Origin of the sequence: Polynucleobacter sp. UK-FUSCHL-C3 (assembly GCF_040409815.1) — a bacterium.
GTDB lineage: Bacteria > Pseudomonadota > Gammaproteobacteria > Burkholderiales > Burkholderiaceae > Polynucleobacter.
Window position 1 is genome coordinate 1752415 of record NZ_CP099959.1, and the last position, 17595, is coordinate 1770009.

The window sequence follows — 17595 nt, forward strand, 5'->3', positions numbered from 1 at the left end:
ACTTAAGTACCATCCATGGTACGCTTTGAGCATGAAGAGTAACTATTTAAAGCGAATCTTGAGCGCCAAGGTCTACGACCTGGCTCGAGAGACCGAACTTGAAAAGGCGAACAATCTCAGTGCTCGCTTCCACAACTCCATTCTTTTAAAGCGCGAAGACAATCAAGCAGTGTTCTCGTTCAAGCTACGGGGTGCCTATAACAAAATGGCGCAACTGAGCCCAGCCCTTTTAAAAAAGGGTGTGATTGCCGCATCAGCAGGCAACCATGCACAAGGCGTCGCCCTTGCTGCTGCAAAGTTAAAGTGCAAAGCAATTATCGTTATGCCGGTCACAACCCCACAGGTGAAAATTGATGCTGTAAAGGCTCACGGGAAAAAATGGGTGGAACTCATTTTGTTTGGAGATTCTTATAGCGATGCATACGAACATGCGCAGCAACTTCAAACAAAAAAGGGTTATACATTTATACATCCCTTTGATGATCCAGATGTTATTGCCGGACAAGGCACTATTGCCCAAGAGATTCTGCAACAACATCCCGATACGATCGATGCAATTTTTGTCGCCATTGGTGGTGGCGGATTAATTTCGGGCGTAGGTGAATATGTCAAAGCTGTCCGCCCAAACATTAAAATAATTGGTGTACAAACATTAGACTCCGACGCAATGAGGCAATCACTCGCCGCTGGTAAACGGATTGAGTTAAAGGAAGTCGGTTTATTTTCAGATGGCACTGCAGTCAAGCTAGTCGGCAAAGAAACATTCAAGATTTGTCAGCGTGTAGTGGATGACATTGTCCTTGTGGATACCGATGAGATCTGCGCTGCTATTAATGATGTATTTACGGATACACGAAGTATTTTAGAGCCCGCTGGTGCACTAGCGATTGCAGGTGCCAAAAAATACATTGAGCAACATCGTCTTAAAAATAAAACTTTTGTAGCAATTGCCTGTGGCGCTAATATGAACTTTAGTCGTCTCCGCTTTGTTGCAGAACGTGCGGATGTTGGTGAGTTTAGAGAAGCTGTTTTTGCGATTACCATTCCAGAGGAGCGCGGATCCTTTAAGTCCTTTTGCAAAATGCTAGGCAAGCGTAATGTCACGGAGTTTAATTACCGCATCGCCCATCAAGACAAAGCACATATTTTTGTAGGTATCTCGACACAAAAGGCGGGCGACAATAAATTGATTGCGCAGTCCTTTCGGAAGGCTGGTTTTGCAACCATTGATCTTAGTCATGATGAACTTGCAAAAGCACATTTACGTCATATGGTGGGTGGTAGCTCCCCGCTAGCCAAGGATGAACTGCTTTATCGCTTTGAGTTTCCAGAGCGCCCGGGGGCGCTAATGCGCTTCTTAGACAGTCTTGCCCCTAACTGGAATATTAGTCTCTTCCATTACCGCAATCATGGTGCCGACTATGGGCGTATTTTGGTTGGTATTCAGGTGCCAAAAAATGAACAACAGGCTTTCAAGCATTTCTTAAAGACCTTGGGCTACCCTCATTGGGATGAAAGCAAGAACCCCGCTTACCGATTGTTTCTCAAATAATATGTCTTATACGCTCGATGGCAAATTGGTAGTTGCGATCTCCTCAAGGGCTTTATTTGATTTTGAGGAAGAGAATCGTCTGTTTGAGCAAAGCGATGACAGTGCCTACATGAAATTGCAGCTTGAGCGAATAGCTGCCCCTGCGCAAACTGGAGTTGCTTTTCCACTGGTCAAAAAATTGTTACGCTTTAACCAAGATAAGCAACGGGTTGAGGTGGTAATCCTCTCGCGTAATGATCCTGTTAGCGGTTTGCGTGTCTTTCGTTCCGCCAAGCATCATGGACTTGATATTGAGCGTGGAGTGTTCACAAGGGGTAGGCCCCCATACCATTACCTCAAATCCCTACAGGCAAATTTATTTCTATCAGCCAATGAAGAGGATGTACGCGCCACCCTTGCTGCAGGATTTCCAGCGGCGCGTGTTTATCCAGAGTCCAGTAAAACGGCTGAACATAATCCTAATGAAATCCGTATCGCCTTTGACGGCGACGCAGTACTATTTTCTGATGAGGCAGAGCAAGTTTTTCAGGATCAAGGACTAAAAGCATTCGTTGCCCATGAAAGTAAAAATGTTTCCATCCCACTCCCACCTGGTCCCTTTAAGCCTTTATTGGCAGCGCTGCATCAACTGCAAAATGAATCTGCGCCCAAAAGTGAGATGCGGATTCGGACTGCTTTGGTTACTGCACGCTCTGCGCCTGCACATGAACGAGCGATTCGCACCTTGATGGACTGGGGAATTGAGGTCGATGAGGCTATGTTTTTAGGCGGTTTATCCAAACGCGAGTTCTTAAAAGAGTTTGAGCCAGACTTTTTCTTTGATGATCAAACCGGCCATTGCAATGCGGCTTCTAGTGTTGCTCCTACGGGTCATGTAATCTCAGGAGTCGCTAATAGTGAGCGCAATAAAACTTAAGCAAAGTTCGCATGACTGAATTCGTCCTTGGGCAACAAAGTGCCTACCCCAATCAATACGATCCGAGTCTCCTCTTTCCGATTGCACGATCCGATAATCGATCTACCCTAGGATTTAATGCGCAATCCACGCCACCCTTCTTTGGGGTCGATATATGGAATGCTTATGAACTTGCTTGGCTAAACCTCAAAGGCAAACCACAAATTGCATTGGCAGAATTTATCATTCCTGCCGAGTCTCCCAATATGATTGAATCCAAATCATTCAAGCTATATCTCAATAGCCTAAACCAACATTGTTTTGCTGACTTAGCATCCGTAAGAGCATGCCTACAGAAAGACCTTGCCAAGGTTTTGGGAGCTAGTCTTCAGGTGAAATTAGTTCAGCCCAATGAAGTCACCGCAAACAAAAAAATGAATCCTATTGAAGAACTTGAGGGGCAGTTATTAGATCGTCTTGACATTGAAATAAATAGCCATCAAAAAGCGGATCCACTTTTATTACAAGCCGATCACAAATCTGCTCCAATCACTCAAACCTTCGTATCTCACTTACTTAAATCGAACTGTCCAGTTACCGGTCAGCCTGACTGGGCCAGCGTGCAAATTCAGTATCAAGGAAGACCGATTCGAGAGGAAGGACTACTCCGTTACCTAATTGGGTTTCGCCAACTCGGGGAATTTCATGAGCACTGCGTAGAAAAAATATTCTGCGATATCAAGGCGCAATGTAAACCAGAAAAATTATCGGTATATGCGCGTTACACACGCCGTGGCGGCTTGGATATCAATCCATTTCGGACCGATTACAACGCTGCCTGGCCTAACAATATTCGTCACGCCAGGCAGTAATCCAACAAGGGCTTAGAAAGGAATATCGTCGTCCATGGCACCTAGACCACCGGGCGCTTGACTAGGAGTGCTTTCAGGAGACTTGGGGCGATCACCAGCATCCCCAGAACCGGCCATACGCGCTCCGAGCATTTGCATACTGTCAGCAATGATCTCGGTTGAATATTTTTCTTGACCGCTTTGATCAGTCCACTTACGCGTACGCAAGCGACCCTCCACATAAACCTGAGAACCCTTTTTGAGATATTGACCAGCGATCTCAGCCAGCTTGCCAAAGAAGGCTATTCGATGCCATTCTGTATTTTCTTTCATCTCACCCGTCTGCTTATCTTTGTAACGGTCTGAGGTTGCAACAGAAATATTGGTGACGGCGTCACCACTGGGCATATAACGTGTTTCTGGGTCGCGCCCAACATTACCAACTATGATGACTTTATTGACTGAAGCCATTTTGTCTCCCGAAGTAAAAAGTAAATAAAAAGTGTGGCTAAAGCTACGATGCCGCTTGCGCAGATGGAACATTGCGCATTGGCCATGCAATTATAAGCCAGAGAATAATCAAAACACTGCCGCCAATAAACACCGATAAGTAACCGGAGTATTGCATTAATAAGCCACCAATAGCAGCGCCTGCAAATAATCCTACGGATTGTGTAGTGTTGTAAATACCGAGCGCAGCTCCTTTTTCATCTTTAGCCCAACGCGAGACCATGGAAGGCTGCAAGGCCTCTAATAAATTAAAGCCCACAAAATAAACTAACAGCGCAAGCACAATCAACGCAAGCGAATGCGCTTGTAAAAATAGTACTTGTGCCAACAAAAGAATGACAACAGAAGTCAGCAAAACACGACGCCACTGTTTCTTTTTCTCACCATAAATAATTCCCGGAAGCATCAAGAAAAAAGAGATAACCACCACAGGGAAATACACCTTCCAATGATCATCGAGTGGTAATCCTGCATTGACTAGAAGTCTTGGGACCACCAAGAACATCGCTACTTGGGTCGCATTCAGCACAAAAACGCCAACATTTAAGCGCATCAGTTCAGGGCGAAAAAATATTTGCCTCAAAGGTTGAGGCGCTGCTCGTATTTGCTTCGGTGGGTTGGGCACCAAAAGCCATGCCACCAAGAATCCAACAAAGCCGAGCCCTGCTAGTAATAAAAACATGCCATCGAGCCCAATCGCACGATAAATGGGTGTCGCAATCACCAAAGACATGGCAAACGATAAACCAATGCTGCCACCCACGATCGCCATAGCAGCGGTCCTCACTTGTTCGCGGGTTAAATCAGCAACCCAAGCGGATACCGCGGCAGAGATAGCACCCGCCCCCATTAAGCCGCGACCAATCGCGATCCACAATAAATCATCTCGACTAGCCGCTATGAATGCGCCAGCAATAAATAGGCTCAGGCCCCACAAAACGACCGGTTTTCGACCAATTCGATCTGATAAGGTACCCAGAGGAATATGAAAAAAAGCCTGAACAATATTAAAGATACCGAGCGCTAAGCCTACCCAGAGGGCATTTTGCCCCCCCGGTAAATCCTTGGCATGCAAAGAAAAGACGGGTAAGAGCAGGAAAAGGCCTAGCATCCGCAAGCCAAAGATGCCGGCAAGAGCCAGGGTTGAGCGGAGTTCGGAAGAGTTCATTAGAAAAGGCTATATTAACAAGTTACGCTAAAAAATCATGAACAACGAAATTAAGATCCGCGGTGCCCGCACCCACAACCTAAAAAACATTAATCTCGATATCCCGCGCGAGAAGCTGGTGGTGCTTACGGGGCTTTCAGGATCGGGCAAAAGCTCCCTAGCTTTTGATACTCTGTATGCCGAAGGACAACGGCGCTATGTGGAATCACTTTCTGCATATGCAAGGCAGTTTTTACAACTCATGGAAAAGCCCGACGTTGATGTCATTGAGGGATTATCTCCGGCCATATCAATCGAGCAAAAAGCAACCAGTCATAATCCGCGTTCTACCGTAGGCACAGTTACTGAAATTCATGATTACCTTCGTTTGTTATTTGCCCGTGCAGGCACACCCTACTGCCCCGATCATGAGCTTCCACTAGAAGCACAAAGCGTATCCCAAATGGTAGATACAGTATTAGCGATGCCAGAAGATAGCAAGTTAATGATTTTGGCTCCTGTTGTCAGCGAACGCAAAGGGGAGTTTGTCGATTTATTTGAAAACTTGCAAGCCCAGGGATTCGTCCGCTTTCGGGTTCGCTCAGGAGGCGGAACAAGCAATGCGGCTAAAGCAGAAATTTTTGAGTCCGATCGCCTACCTCAGTTAAAGAAAAATGATAAGCACTCTATCGAGGTAGTGGTAGACCGCATTCGCGTAAAAGCAGAAATTGGGCAGCGGCTTGCTGAATCCTTCGAAACCGCACTTCGACTTGCGGATGGTAAAGCAATGATCGTCAATATGGATACCGGCGATGCAACTATCTTTTCAAGTAAGTTTGCCTGCCCCGTTTGTTCATACTCATTGCAAGAGTTAGAGCCACGATTATTCTCTTTCAATAACCCGATGGGTGCTTGCCCAAGTTGTGATGGTCTTGGTCATATCTCCTTTTTTGATCCTAAACGGGTGGTCGCACACCCAGATCTTTCTTTAGCCTCGGGTGCCATCAAAGGTTGGGATCGACGCAATCAGTTTTACTTCAAGTTATTACAAACCTTAGCGAAATACGGCGGCTTTGATCTGGAGAAGCCGTTTGAAAAACTCTCTAAGAAAGCTCAAGAACTTATTTTGCATGGCTCTGGCGAAGATACCATTCCATTTGAATATCTCAATGAAAAGGGTCGCTCGGTGGTTCGTGAGCACTCATTTGAAGGGATCTTGGCCAACTTTGAACGTCGTTATCGCGAAACCGACTCTGCAGCAGTGCGTGAGGAGTTGGCACGTTACCAAAATATCCGCTCCTGTCCTGATTGCAAGGGGACACGGCTTCGAAAAGAGGCGCGTTTTGTCAAAGTGGGTGAAAGTAAACAGGCCCGCGCTATTTACGAAATTAGCGCCATGCCATTACGTGAGGCACAAAACTATTTTGCTGAACTAAATCTCAAAGGCGCTAAGCGCGAGATTGCTGACAAAATTGTTAAAGAGATTGGTTCCCGGCTTCGCTTTTTAAACGATGTTGGTTTGGATTATCTTTCTCTTGAGCGCAGTGCCGATACTCTCTCCGGCGGTGAGGCGCAACGAATACGTTTAGCCTCACAAATTGGCTCGGGACTGACTGGGGTGATGTACGTATTAGATGAGCCATCGATTGGTTTACATCAACGCGACAATGATCGTCTCATTGCGACTCTCAAACATTTGCGGGACCTAGGTAATAGCGTTTTAGTTGTAGAACACGATGAGGATATGATCCGCTCTTCCGACTATGTTATCGACATTGGTCCTGGTGCTGGTGTTCATGGCGGTCAAATCGTTGCGACCGGCACTCCAACGGAGGTTGAAAATAACCCTAACTCATTAACAGGCGCTTATTTATCTGGGCTAGAAGAAATTACCGTGCCTGAGCATCGAAATAAAAATGATGGGCGTTTCTTGAGCATCATTGGCGCAGCAGGTAACAACCTCCAAAAAGTCGATGCGCAGATTCCAGTGGGCTTATTAACATGCGTGACCGGTGTATCGGGCTCCGGTAAATCCACCTTAATTAATGACACCTTATTTCATGCGGTCGCTCAACATCTCTATGGGTCAAGTGCTGAACCTGCGCCCCATGAACGAATTGAGGGCATAGAGTTTTTTGATAAGGTCATTAATGTTGACCAGTCTCCAATCGGACGAACGCCTCGCTCCAACCCCGCAACCTACACTGGGGTCTTTACCCCAATCCGAGAGTTATTTGCTGGAGTGCCAGCAGCACGAGAGCGCGGCTACGAAGCAGGACGCTTCTCATTTAACGTCAAAGGTGGGCGGTGCGAGACCTGCGAGGGTGATGGCGTACTTAAAGTAGAAATGCATTTCTTACCAGATGTTTATGTACCTTGTGATGTCTGTCATGGAAAACGCTATAACCGTGAGACCTTGGACATTCGTTACAAAGGTAAAAATATTCATGAGGTTTTGGCAATGACAATTGAACAGGCGCATGAGTTCTTTGAAGCAGTGCCTGTGGTCAAACGTAAACTTAAAACCCTGCTTGATGTTGGTTTAGGTTATGTCTGTCTCGGACAAAGCGCCACCACGCTATCAGGCGGCGAAGCGCAGCGTGTCAAGCTGTCACTCGAACTATCCAAAAGGGATACCGGCCGCACTTTGTATATCTTGGATGAACCAACTACTGGTTTGCACTTTCATGATATTAAATTACTGCTGGGTGTTATTCACACACTGAAGAAGCAAGGCAATACAGTGGTCATCATTGAGCACAACTTGGACGTCATTAAAACTGCAGATTGGTTGATTGACCTTGGTCCAAATGGTGGCGCCGGTGGTGGCCAAATTATTGCAAAGGGCTCGCCTGAAGACGTAGCTAATAACGCAGCAAGCTTTACGGGGAAATATCTGAAGCCGTTGTTAAAGGCTAAATCGCCATTACCAGCCAAAAAGAAAAAATCTTTAGAGCAAGCGAGCCTCAGCTAAATCGATTGATTCTGGGCTACCGGATAAAACCACAATATCACCTTGTTGTAAAACAGGGTCCTCGGCAAGGTCTAACTTTGTATAGTCCGATTCAGTCGATTTTCTGCGTACCGCTTGAATGTTAACCCCATCCTCGTCCAGTGAGAGCTCAGAAAGTCTTTTACCAAGGGCTTGAGCGCCTTCTTGCAAGGGAACAGAATGGAGATGCCAGGATTGATTTGCGCTTACCTCATCATCTTCGGCGCCTCTAAAATACCCACGTAATAATCCATAGCGCTCTTCGCGAGCATCCGTAATACGCCGTACCACCTTGCGCATGGGCACGCCCATCATCAATAAAACATGAGAGGCCAACATTAAGCTACCCTCGATGAGCTCTGGAATCACTTCAGTGGCACCAGCACTTTGTAGTTTTTCTAAATCTGCATCATCGCGCGTACGAACCAATGCGGTCATGCCAGGCTTTAAACCCTCGACCAAGCGCAGGATCTTTAAGCTAGCCTGCGTATCTGCAAACGATATGACAAGTGCTTTTGCACGAGATAAGCCCCCTGCTACGAGGACGTTCTCACGGGTTGCATCCCCATACACCACATGACTCCCCCCCGCTACAGCATCTGCGATCCGGTCTGGATCTAAATCTAGCGCTAGATAGGAAATGTTCTCTTGGTCGAGCATTTTGGCAAGCGCCTGACCCGAACGACCAAAACCACAAATAATGACATGATCTTTATTGCGAACACTTTTCGTTGCCACCTTAGTTAAAGCAAGCGACTGTAATAGCCATTCATTACTTGCAAAGCGCAGTGCAATCTGATCACTGTACTGAATTAAGAATGGGGCGATTAGCATGGATAGCAACATAGCTGCGAGCACGGCTTGACTAAAGGCAGGATCAATCATGTGTAAGCCGTCAATTTGATTCAGCAGTACAAAGCCAAACTCACCCGCTTGTGCCAAACACAAACCTGTCCGAATGGAAATGCCCGAACTTGAACCAAATCCACGTGCGAGGATGGCAATTAAGCCGAACTTAAATACTAAGGGCAAAACAAATAACAGTAAAACAAGAATCCATTGCTCATAGATAACTAGTGGATCAAGCAACATGCCAATCGTAATAAAAAACAGGCCCAGTAATACATCTCGAAATGGCTTGATATCGTCTTCAACCTCATGACGATAGGGCGTCTCCGATATCAGCATCCCTGCCAAAAAAGCCCCCAGCGCCATGGATAAACCAAAATGCTCCGTCAGTGCTGACATGCCCAATACAATTAATAGCAAATTGAGCATGAATAGTTCTTGCGAGCGATACCCCGCTACAAACTTAAACCAACGACTCATGACGTTTTGGCCGATATAAAAAATCAACGCTAAAGCCAGCGAAATTTTGACTAATGCGATTGAAATATCTGTAATGAGATCTTTACCGCTTTGTGCAAGCGAGGGAATCAAAATTAACAGAAAGACTACTGCAAGATCCTGAAATAAAAGAATACCGACTACATTGCGACCCTGCTCTGTTTCGAGCTCCATCCTGTCTGACAAAATTTTGGTGACAATAGCGGTCGATGACATCGATAAGGCGCCCCCTAATGCAAGCGCTGCCTGCCACGACATGGGGTAAATCCAGGCAATCATCAAGCCAATCGGTATTGTTAAAACGATTGTCAAAATAACCTGGCTAGCGCCTAGACCAAAAACGATCTTACGCATCGAGCGTAATTTATGAATATTGAATTCAAGGCCAATTGAAAACATCAAAAAGACCACCCCGAACTCGGCAAGATACTTCACGGTTTCTGAATCAGAAGCCAGGCCTAAAGCATGAGGTCCAATTAAAACGCCGGCAGCCAGATAGCCCAAAATGGGGGGCAAGCCAAAATAGCGGAAAATGAGGACTCCCGCCACACCAGAGGCTAATAAAAATAGGGTTAGTTGAAGAACGCTCGGCATATACTTACTCCATGATAGCTAAGAACCCACGTGCGCTTGAGTTGGCGTGCGATACCCTCGATATCGAAGCGGATGCTTTGCGCAAAATGCGAGACCGGCTTGCAAAAACAGGTCAAGATGCCCTTGTTTTATCGGTCGCCCTCCTAGAGCAATGTCGTGGTCGCATCGTAGTTTCAGGAATCGGTAAATCGGGTCACATCGCCCGAAAAATTGCTGCGACCTTTGCATCCACAGGCTCACCGGCCTTCTTTGTCCACCCCGCTGAGGCTAGTCATGGTGATTTGGGCATGGTAACGCGGGATGATGTCTTTGTTGCCATCTCCAACTCTGGTGAGACTGAGGAGTTACTCACGATTGTTCCTATCATCAAGCGAACCGGAGCCAAGCTGATTGCCCTAACTGGTGATCCAAGCTCATCCCTTGCAAAATTAGCCGATGCCCATTTAGATGTTAGTGTCGACAAAGAGGCGTGTCCCTTAAATATGGCACCCACAACTAGCACGACTGCTGCACTTGCCATGGGTGATGCCCTCGCAGTGGCTCTCCTCGATGCGCGAGGTTTTAATGCCCAAGACTTTTTACGATCGCATCCCGGCGGGCGCCTGGGACGTAAATTACTCATTCATGTATCAGAGGTCATGCGTGATTTTGCAAATACTCCCAAAGTTTTTGAGGGTAGCTCATTTCAGGAGGCTTTAGCAGAAATGAGTCGCCATAAGATGGGTTTAGTTGTGATCGTGAATGCAAACAATCAAGTGCTTGGTATCTTGACTGACGGTGATTTACGACGCTTGCTCGAAAAGGGTGAAGATACAAAAACTATTCGTCTTGTACAGATCGTGACCGCAAACCCCAGAACTATTCCGCCTGATCTCATTGCTGAAGAAGCCATTGAGATGATGGAGCACCATCGAATTAATCATCTTATCGTTGCAGATGCCAACAAAACCCTCTTGGGTGCTTTAAATCTTCATGACTTATTTGCTGCGAAGGTGATCTAAACATGTCGGTTGCCTTCAATGCCCATACCACCAATCCTATAAAAGCGCACCCGCAAGCTCTCGAGCGGGCTAGCGCAATAAAGATGTTGGTGCTAGATGTTGATGGGGTGCTTACGAATGGTCAGGTCTTTTTTGGGCCCGATGGTAAAGAGATGCTCAAAGGTTTTGATATACAGGATGGCTATGGGATTCAGTTGCTACAAAGTGCTGGCATACCATGTGCTGTGATTACTGGGCGTCACTCAAAAATGGTACTAGCGCGCTGTGATGAGCTCAACATCAAACATGTATTCACGGGCGTAAAAGACAAAAACGCAGTATTAGATGAGCTATTAAAGCGAGTTGCTTTAAAAGCAAGTGACCTTGCGGTTATGGGTGATGACTGGCCTGATTTAGCCATCCTCATGCGTGCTGGTTTTCGAATTGCTCCAGCACAAGCCCATCTGGAAGTTTGTCAAATTGCACACTATATTACCGATGCCAAAGGTGGCTATGGTGCTGTTCGCGAAGCATGCGATGTGATCTTAAAGGCGCGCGGCCAATATGACCAGCTACTGATCTCTGCAAAAGGTCAGTCAGGAACATCATGAAATTCACTAGCAGGCAGATCTATCAGGTTACAGTGCGAGGGCTGTTGCGTACTCTCCCCTTTTTACTGATGGGCTCTCTTACTTTAGCAACCTTTTGGTTGGTTAAGAGAAGTTCTCCACCAGAGGCATTGCTTTTGGCACGAGTTCCTCAACATGTACCTGACTACATCCTAAAGAATGCCTCACTATCCAACCTAAATGAACTTGGGCAAACCAAATATCGAATTCTTGGTAAAAAACTTACCCACTATGAAGATGATGCGTCGATGGATCTAGAGCTTCCCCGAATGCGTGCTTTTCAGGCTCAAGGTTCCGCTCCGGTCACTGTGAAAGCCGATCGTGGTCACATAGACGGAGATCTAACTATTTTGGATCTATTTGGTAATGGAGAAATATTCCGACCCGCTCAAGAGGCTTCTGGCGATCTAAAAGCTTCGCCCCGACTACTGGCCCGCTCAAGTTTTTTTCAGGCCCTCATCAATGAGGATATTGTGCGCACTGATAAACCCTTAGAGCTTCAACAAGGCATGTCGATCATGAACTCGACAGGTGGTGGCACATTTAATAACGTACAACAAAGTGTGACACTAACTGGTCAGGTTCGCGGCCGTATTGAGCCCTCCGAACAACGAGGACGAAATTGAACCCTGCCCTTCGTATCTTGATGCTCTTATTGCCACTTTGGGTAGGTAGCGCCCTGGCCAATAAAGCAGATCAAGATAAGCCCCTTGTTATCAATGCGGATAAAGTAGATGTCGATGATGTCAAGCAAAGCTATCAACTTAATGGCGATGTTTTGCTAATCAAAGGTTCTATGATCGCAAAAGGTGATAAAGGAAGTATTCTGGTTGATCCCCAAGGCTATCAGAATATTGATCTCAAGGGAAAGTTAGAGTCCCCTGCTACGCTGCGTCAGCGTCGCGAGGGCCTGGCCGATGAGTTTATGCAAGGAATTGGTCGAGATGTCTTTTATGATGACAAGAAAGAACAGGTTATTTTGACTGGTAATGCCACTATTAAACGCCTTCTCAATATGCAAATGCTCGATCAATTACAGGGTTGGCAAATTGAATATGAAGACATTAAAGAGAGCTACAAAGTAAGGCCTCAGAAAGTGGATACGAAGGCACAACCGCAATCTCGTGCGATCCTAGCCCCCCGCAAGAAGGTCGTACTTAATTAATATGATTTCACCAAAACCGTCTACTTTACTGGCCGAAGGCTTGCAAAAACGCTATGGCTCTCGAACCGTAGTGCGCGATGTCAGTATTGAAGTTAAAAGTGGTGAAGTAGTTGGTTTGCTAGGGCCCAATGGGGCAGGCAAGACCACATCTTTTTATATGATTGTTGGTTTGGTTCCTCTTGACGGTGGCAGCATTCTGTTAGATGGGGAAAAGATTAGTGGCCTGCCGATTCATCGGCGCGCTCGACTGGGCCTCTCCTATCTTCCACAAGAGGCGTCTGTATTTCGGAAACTAAATGTTGCCGAAAATATTCAGGCTGTTCTTGAGTTGCAGGAGATTGATGGAAGACCGCTTAATAAAAAACAAATCCAGGAGCGCTTAGACGAGCTCTTAGGTGAACTACAGATTACACATTTACGCAATAACCCGGCTCTTTCCCTCTCCGGTGGAGAGCGCCGCAGAGTTGAAATTGCTCGCGCCCTAGCTTCGCATCCCAAATTTATCTTACTGGATGAGCCATTTGCCGGCGTTGACCCAATTGCAGTTGGTGAAATTCAACGTATTGTACGTTTCTTACGGGACCGCCAAATCGGGGTCCTGATTACCGATCACAACGTTCGTGAGACGCTCGGCATTTGTGACCACGCCTACATCATTAGCGAAGGTAGCGTGCTAGCAGAAGGTAAGGCGGATGAAATTATCCAAAATGATGCGGTAAGAAGAGTTTATTTAGGTGAAAACTTCCGCATGTAATCGTTTTGGCATTGAATCAACCAGCCGAAAAGACTAAACCTAGATTGGTGCATTGCGTCAGACTGAAGTAATTTTTTCAGTGAGATAGCTCTTTATATTCTAAAAACCATACTGGGATTGGCTCAGTGGTTTATGGTTGATCAAAAAACTTCCTTAATGAAGGGGGTATTGATTTTTTCCTATTGGTTTTATAAGAAATCGCTGATACCCTAGAGTTGCATGAAACCTCAGTATCTCGTGTAAGCAATCAAATTTCTAAGTTTGAGATTGTTCGAACCCAAGTACTTCCTTAGTCAATGCATTAATTTTTTCTAAAGAGTCCAGGGTGAGCGTTAACACGAAGCACTGTAGCGAAGTATCGGGAGTTGCTACGCATCCCTACCATGCATTTGCGTAGACCTTAATCATGGAGGTTTGTCATGCATTTAAGAATTAATAGTCGTCATCTTGAAGTTACTCCAGCAATCCGCACACATTTAGAATTCCGTCTTGAGCGCATTCGTAAGCATTTTGATCATGTGATCGATGCATCTGCATTTCTGATGGTGGATAAGGCCAAAGAGAAGAGCCTGCGCCAGACCGCTGAACTTACTCTGCACCTAAAAGGCAAGGAACTCTTTGCCCAGGCTCACCATGAGGACCTGTACCACGCAGTGGATGCGGTGATTGATAAACTAGACCGACAATTGGTCAAGCACAAAGAAATTATCCAAGATCACCACCATGATAAAAATAAGGTGCAAAGTATTTCTCAATAGAGACCTATAATCTAAGGTCATGAGCGTACTCACTGACCTTTTTACTGCTGATGGCATTAATCTCAATGGTTTGGCTAAATCCAAAGTCGAAGCCTTTGAGATTGCCAGTCAGTACTTTGCTAAAAAACTCGATATCCCCGCTGAAACCGTATTAGGATTTCTGGAAGCTCGGGAAGCATTAGGAAGCACCGGTTTAGGTGAGGGTGTCGCAATTCCCCATGGTCGCATTAAGGGGCTTAAACAGCCGGCTGCTGCCTTCTTTCGCTTAAGTAGTCCCATTGAGTTCAATGCCCCTGACGGTCAAGCTGTCTCTTTAATCATTTTTTTATTGGTTCCAGAAAAAGCAACTCAAGAACATCTTGAAATTCTCTCAGCGATTGCTCAGTTGCTTTCAGATGCACAAGTTCGCGAACAATTACTCACAGAGCCAGATCCACAAAAAGTCCAACAACTCATTTGCCATTGGGAGGCATAAAAATTGAGTCAACAGCTTTTACTCGAAGGGATAACAGCACAACAAATCTTTGATGACAATATAGCTGACTTAAAACTGTCTTGGATTAGTGGGCTTGAAGGTGCAGATCGCACATTTGATTCACAAGCTGTGAAAGCAGCGGCAGCCTCTTCTGATCTGGTGGGCCACTTAAATATGATTCATCCCAGCCGAATTCAAATCTTCGGACTCCAGGAAGTGGATTACCACGCCAAACTTTCAAGCAGTGAGCGACAAGCACAAATGAGCTCACTAATTACTAGCAATCCTCCATGCATCATCGTTGCCGATGGCTGTAAACCGGATGAAGAGTTACAGCTGTATTGTCAACGGTCATCGACCCCTTTATTCTCAACGGGCACTTCGGCAGCAGAGGTGATTGACCATCTTCGGTTTTATCTAACCAAGATCGGGGCTCCGTGCAGCACCATGCATGGTGTGTTTATGGATATATTAGGTCTTGGAGTTTTAATTACTGGTGAATCTGGTCTTGGTAAAAGTGAGCTAGGTCTAGAGTTAATTTCTAGAGGTCATGGCTTGGTGGCAGATGATGCCGTCGATTTCACACGCCTCGGACCAGACTATATTGAAGGTCGTTGCCCAGAAATTCTGCGTGATCTTTTGGAGGTTCGTGGCTTGGGTCTATTGGATATTCGGACGATATTTGGTGAAACGGCTGTTCGGCGAAAACTTAAATTGCGCCTTATTGTTCAGCTTGTACGTCGTAACGATGGTGAATTTGAACGACTGCCGATTGAATCACAGTTCATTAATGTGCTTGATGTTCCAATTCGCACTGTAAAGATTCAGGTGGCAGCTGGACGAAATCTGGCCGTACTGGTTGAGGCAGCTGTCCGCAACACCATACTTCAACTTCGTGGCATTGATACTCTAAAAGATTTCATTGAGCGTCAACGCAATCAAATGAGCTTGGATAGCGAAAATAATAAGAACCAGGGTCGTTTACTCTAAGATGCGAATCCAACTGATTACCGGCATTTCTGGTTCAGGTAAATCTGTTGCCCTACGAGCCTATGAGGATGCAGGTTATGACTGTATTGATAATCTTCCCGTTTCCCTCATCGAACAATTGGTCGCAACATTAGAATCGGAAAATTGCAAGCAAATTGCAATTGCCATTGATGCACGTCGCGGTGAATCTATTTCACAAGTACCAGCGCTCTTGCAAAAATTACGCGCACATCATGAGGTTAATATCCTTTTCTTAAATGCAGATACCAATACATTGGTACAACGTTTTTCTGAAACGCGTCGCCGCCACCCGCTCTCGAATCCAAATGAATCCACTACCTTGATTGATGTGATCGAGCAAGAGCGAACATTACTTGCCCCATTAGCCGATCAGGCCCAACAGATTGATACTGGTCATATTCCTGCGCACACTTTACGCAGCTGGATTTCCGATCATCTGAAAGAGAAGCCAATAGGTCTTGCAGTCATTTTTGAATCCTTTGCCTTTAAAAAAGGGGTGCCTAGCGAAGCCGATATTGTGTTTGATCTGCGTTGCCTACCGAATCCCCACTATGAACCACTGTTACGCGATCTCAGTGGAAAAGATGCGCCTGTTGCTGAGTATCTCAGCCGGTTCCCAGAAGTTGCACAAATGATGGAGGACATTAAATCCTATTTAGAAAAGTGGTTACTGCGCTATTTACATGATGGGCGTAGTTATTTAACTGTCGCCATTGGGTGTACCGGTGGTCAACACCGATCAGTGTATTTGGTTCAACAACTCAAAAAGTATTTTTCTGAAAATCATATGTTTAACGATATTTATTATCTAGAGCGTCATCGTGAGCTTGATTCTAAAAAAACACGGATTGGCTGAGGTAAGCCAATTTCGGCTATGTTTGCTCGTTTAATCCAGATCAGATTAGGATGGCTTATTGTCCATTTTTGATTTAAGGATACAAGGTAGGGATACATCTGCAAACGACGATGGCTAAATACATGCTGAATTACTGAACTGGTCTGTACTGACATAATTTGCTTGAAGTCAATATCAAGGGCTTTGTCGCCCAGCAGTGTTTTACTTAGTATTTTTCGAGCATTGCGCACAGTCATTAAGGCGATATCTTTACTTTGCGGCTCCCATGGTAATTCGATTAAGGAATATAAGCCGCCCCAAATCGCTTTTGGCGCTCTTCGTTCCAGCAAAATAAATTCTCCGCTCTGTATTAAAAAGATAGAGGTCTGAAAGCTTGGAGAAGCAGACTTTTTTTTCTTTGCTGGAATCTTATCTACGCGATTAGTTTGGTAAGCAAGGCAGTTATTCATCATGGGGCATCGCGCCTCATCACTAATACACCTTGCTTGCTTTGGAGTGCACCATGTGGCCCCAAAGTCCATCAATGCCTGTGTATAGATTGGCATTTTTATTGATACTTTTGGTAATTGTGCTTGCGCCCTTACCCAAAGTTGCTTAATTGTTTCTCGATCTTGAAGATCACCCTCTATTCCATGAAAACGACTAAGAACCCGCTTAACATTCGCATCCAAGATCGGGGCATGGACATCATAGGCGAATGCTACGATCGCTCCAGCAGTTGATCGCCCAATACCAGGTAAGCTTTCAAGCGCATCGAGATCCCGAGGAAATTTTCCTGAATGCTCACTCATAATTTTTTGAGCACAACGATGAAGATTGCGCGCTCGTGAGTAGTAGCCTAAACCACTCCATAAGGCCATCACATCATCGATTGGTGCGTTGGCTAAGGAGCTCAAGGTTGGAAAGCGCTTCATAAAAAGTAGATAACGCTCACTGACTGTGCTTACTTGAGTTTGTTGCAACATGATTTCTGAAACCCATATCGCATACGGGTCGCGCTTGTTCTGCCAAGGCATGCCAACTCGCCCATGCTTTGCGTGCCAAGAAATTAATGCGTTTGCAAAGATAAATGCCATCGA

General features: G+C 45.6%; 17 protein-coding genes. 13 read left to right on the top strand and 4 right to left on the bottom strand.

Annotated elements, in window-relative coordinates; all coding sequences use genetic code 11:
- Positions 1-31 precede the first annotated feature (31 nt).
- The 3 genes from ilvA to queF are packed head-to-tail and all read left to right on the top strand — an operon-like array spanning position 32 to position 3319.
- The gene (gene ilvA / locus NKE59_RS08865) at positions 32-1552 is read left to right on the top strand and encodes a threonine ammonia-lyase, biosynthetic (RefSeq protein ID WP_353438626.1); all 1521 of its coding nucleotides are present in this window, start codon (positions 32-34) and stop codon (positions 1550-1552) included.
- A gap of 1 nt (position 1553) precedes the next feature.
- Positions 1554-2468, top strand: coding sequence for a 5'-nucleotidase (locus NKE59_RS08870; protein WP_353438627.1), 915 nt, complete (start codon positions 1554-1556; stop codon positions 2466-2468).
- An 11-nt stretch (positions 2469-2479) separates the two neighbouring features.
- Complete coding sequence (queF, locus tag NKE59_RS08875) at positions 2480-3319, top strand: NADPH-dependent 7-cyano-7-deazaguanine reductase QueF (protein WP_353438628.1); 840 nt, start codon at positions 2480-2482, stop codon at positions 3317-3319.
- 12 nt (positions 3320-3331) lie between these two features.
- On the opposite strand, the gene ssb is transcribed toward queF, so the two are convergent.
- Together ssb and NKE59_RS08885 are read right to left on the bottom strand one after the other, a co-directional pair.
- Entirely contained in the window at positions 3332-3769 is a 438-nt protein-coding gene (ssb, locus tag NKE59_RS08880; protein ID WP_353438629.1) for a single-stranded DNA-binding protein, read from the bottom strand.
- Positions 3770-3812: 43 nt separating this feature from the next.
- Positions 3813-4976, bottom strand: coding sequence for an MFS transporter (locus NKE59_RS08885; protein ID WP_353438630.1), 1164 nt, complete (start codon positions 4974-4976; stop codon positions 3813-3815).
- 37 nt (positions 4977-5013) lie between these two features.
- On the opposite strand from NKE59_RS08885, the gene uvrA reads away from it, so the two are divergent.
- Positions 5014-7929 (top strand): excinuclease ABC subunit UvrA, encoded by a 2916-nt coding sequence (gene uvrA / locus NKE59_RS08890; RefSeq protein WP_353438631.1) that lies wholly within the window; start codon positions 5014-5016, stop codon positions 7927-7929.
- Here uvrA and NKE59_RS08895 read toward each other — a convergent pair.
- A complete protein-coding gene (locus NKE59_RS08895; protein WP_353438632.1) occupies positions 7906-9888 on the bottom strand; it encodes a monovalent cation:proton antiporter-2 (CPA2) family protein in 1983 nt (660 codons plus the stop codon). The genes uvrA and NKE59_RS08895 overlap by 24 nt on opposite strands.
- Before the next feature lie 11 nt (positions 9889-9899).
- Between NKE59_RS08895 and NKE59_RS08900 the strand changes: the two genes are divergently transcribed.
- The 9 genes from NKE59_RS08900 (at position 9900) to rapZ (ending at position 16516) form a co-directional block, all read left to right on the top strand.
- Positions 9900-10889: a KpsF/GutQ family sugar-phosphate isomerase gene (locus NKE59_RS08900; protein ID WP_353438633.1), complete on the top strand. Its 990-nt coding sequence runs from the start codon at positions 9900-9902 to the stop codon at positions 10887-10889.
- 2 nt (positions 10890-10891) lie between these two features.
- Positions 10892-11479, top strand: coding sequence for an HAD hydrolase family protein (locus NKE59_RS08905; RefSeq protein WP_353438634.1), 588 nt, complete (start codon positions 10892-10894; stop codon positions 11477-11479).
- Positions 11476-12123, top strand: a complete 648-nt coding sequence (gene lptC / locus NKE59_RS08910) for an LPS export ABC transporter periplasmic protein LptC (protein ID WP_353438635.1) — start codon at positions 11476-11478, stop codon at positions 12121-12123. The genes NKE59_RS08905 and lptC overlap by 4 nt, the downstream gene beginning before the upstream one ends.
- Positions 12120-12662 carry a lipopolysaccharide transport periplasmic protein LptA gene (gene lptA, locus NKE59_RS08915; protein WP_353438636.1) on the top strand — a complete coding sequence of 181 codons (543 nt, stop codon included), beginning with the start codon at positions 12120-12122 and terminating at the stop codon, positions 12660-12662. The genes lptC and lptA overlap by 4 nt, the downstream gene beginning before the upstream one ends.
- Position 12663: 1 nt before the next feature.
- Positions 12664-13416 carry an LPS export ABC transporter ATP-binding protein gene (gene lptB, locus NKE59_RS08920; protein WP_353438637.1) on the top strand — a complete coding sequence of 251 codons (753 nt, stop codon included), beginning with the start codon at positions 12664-12666 and terminating at the stop codon, positions 13414-13416.
- Between the two features lie 419 nt (positions 13417-13835).
- Complete coding sequence (raiA, locus tag NKE59_RS08925; protein ID WP_353438638.1) at positions 13836-14174, top strand: ribosome-associated translation inhibitor RaiA; 339 nt, start codon at positions 13836-13838, stop codon at positions 14172-14174.
- Positions 14175-14193: 19 nt separating this feature from the next.
- A complete protein-coding gene (locus NKE59_RS08930; RefSeq protein ID WP_353438639.1) occupies positions 14194-14649 on the top strand; it encodes a PTS sugar transporter subunit IIA in 456 nt (151 codons plus the stop codon).
- Positions 14650-14652: 3 nt separating this feature from the next.
- Positions 14653-15639: an HPr(Ser) kinase/phosphatase gene (hprK, locus tag NKE59_RS08935; protein WP_353438640.1), complete on the top strand. Its 987-nt coding sequence runs from the start codon at positions 14653-14655 to the stop codon at positions 15637-15639.
- Between the two features lies 1 nt (position 15640).
- On the top strand, positions 15641-16516 hold the full coding sequence (rapZ, locus tag NKE59_RS08940) for an RNase adapter RapZ (protein ID WP_353438641.1): 876 nt from the start codon (positions 15641-15643) through the stop codon (positions 16514-16516).
- On the opposite strand, the gene mutY is transcribed toward rapZ, so the two are convergent.
- Positions 16477-17592 carry an A/G-specific adenine glycosylase gene (gene mutY / locus NKE59_RS08945; protein ID WP_353438642.1) on the bottom strand — a complete coding sequence of 372 codons (1116 nt, stop codon included), beginning with the start codon at positions 17590-17592 and terminating at the stop codon, positions 16477-16479. The two genes, rapZ and mutY, sit on opposite strands and share 40 nt — an antisense overlap.
- Between the last annotated feature and the right edge of the window lie 3 nt (positions 17593-17595).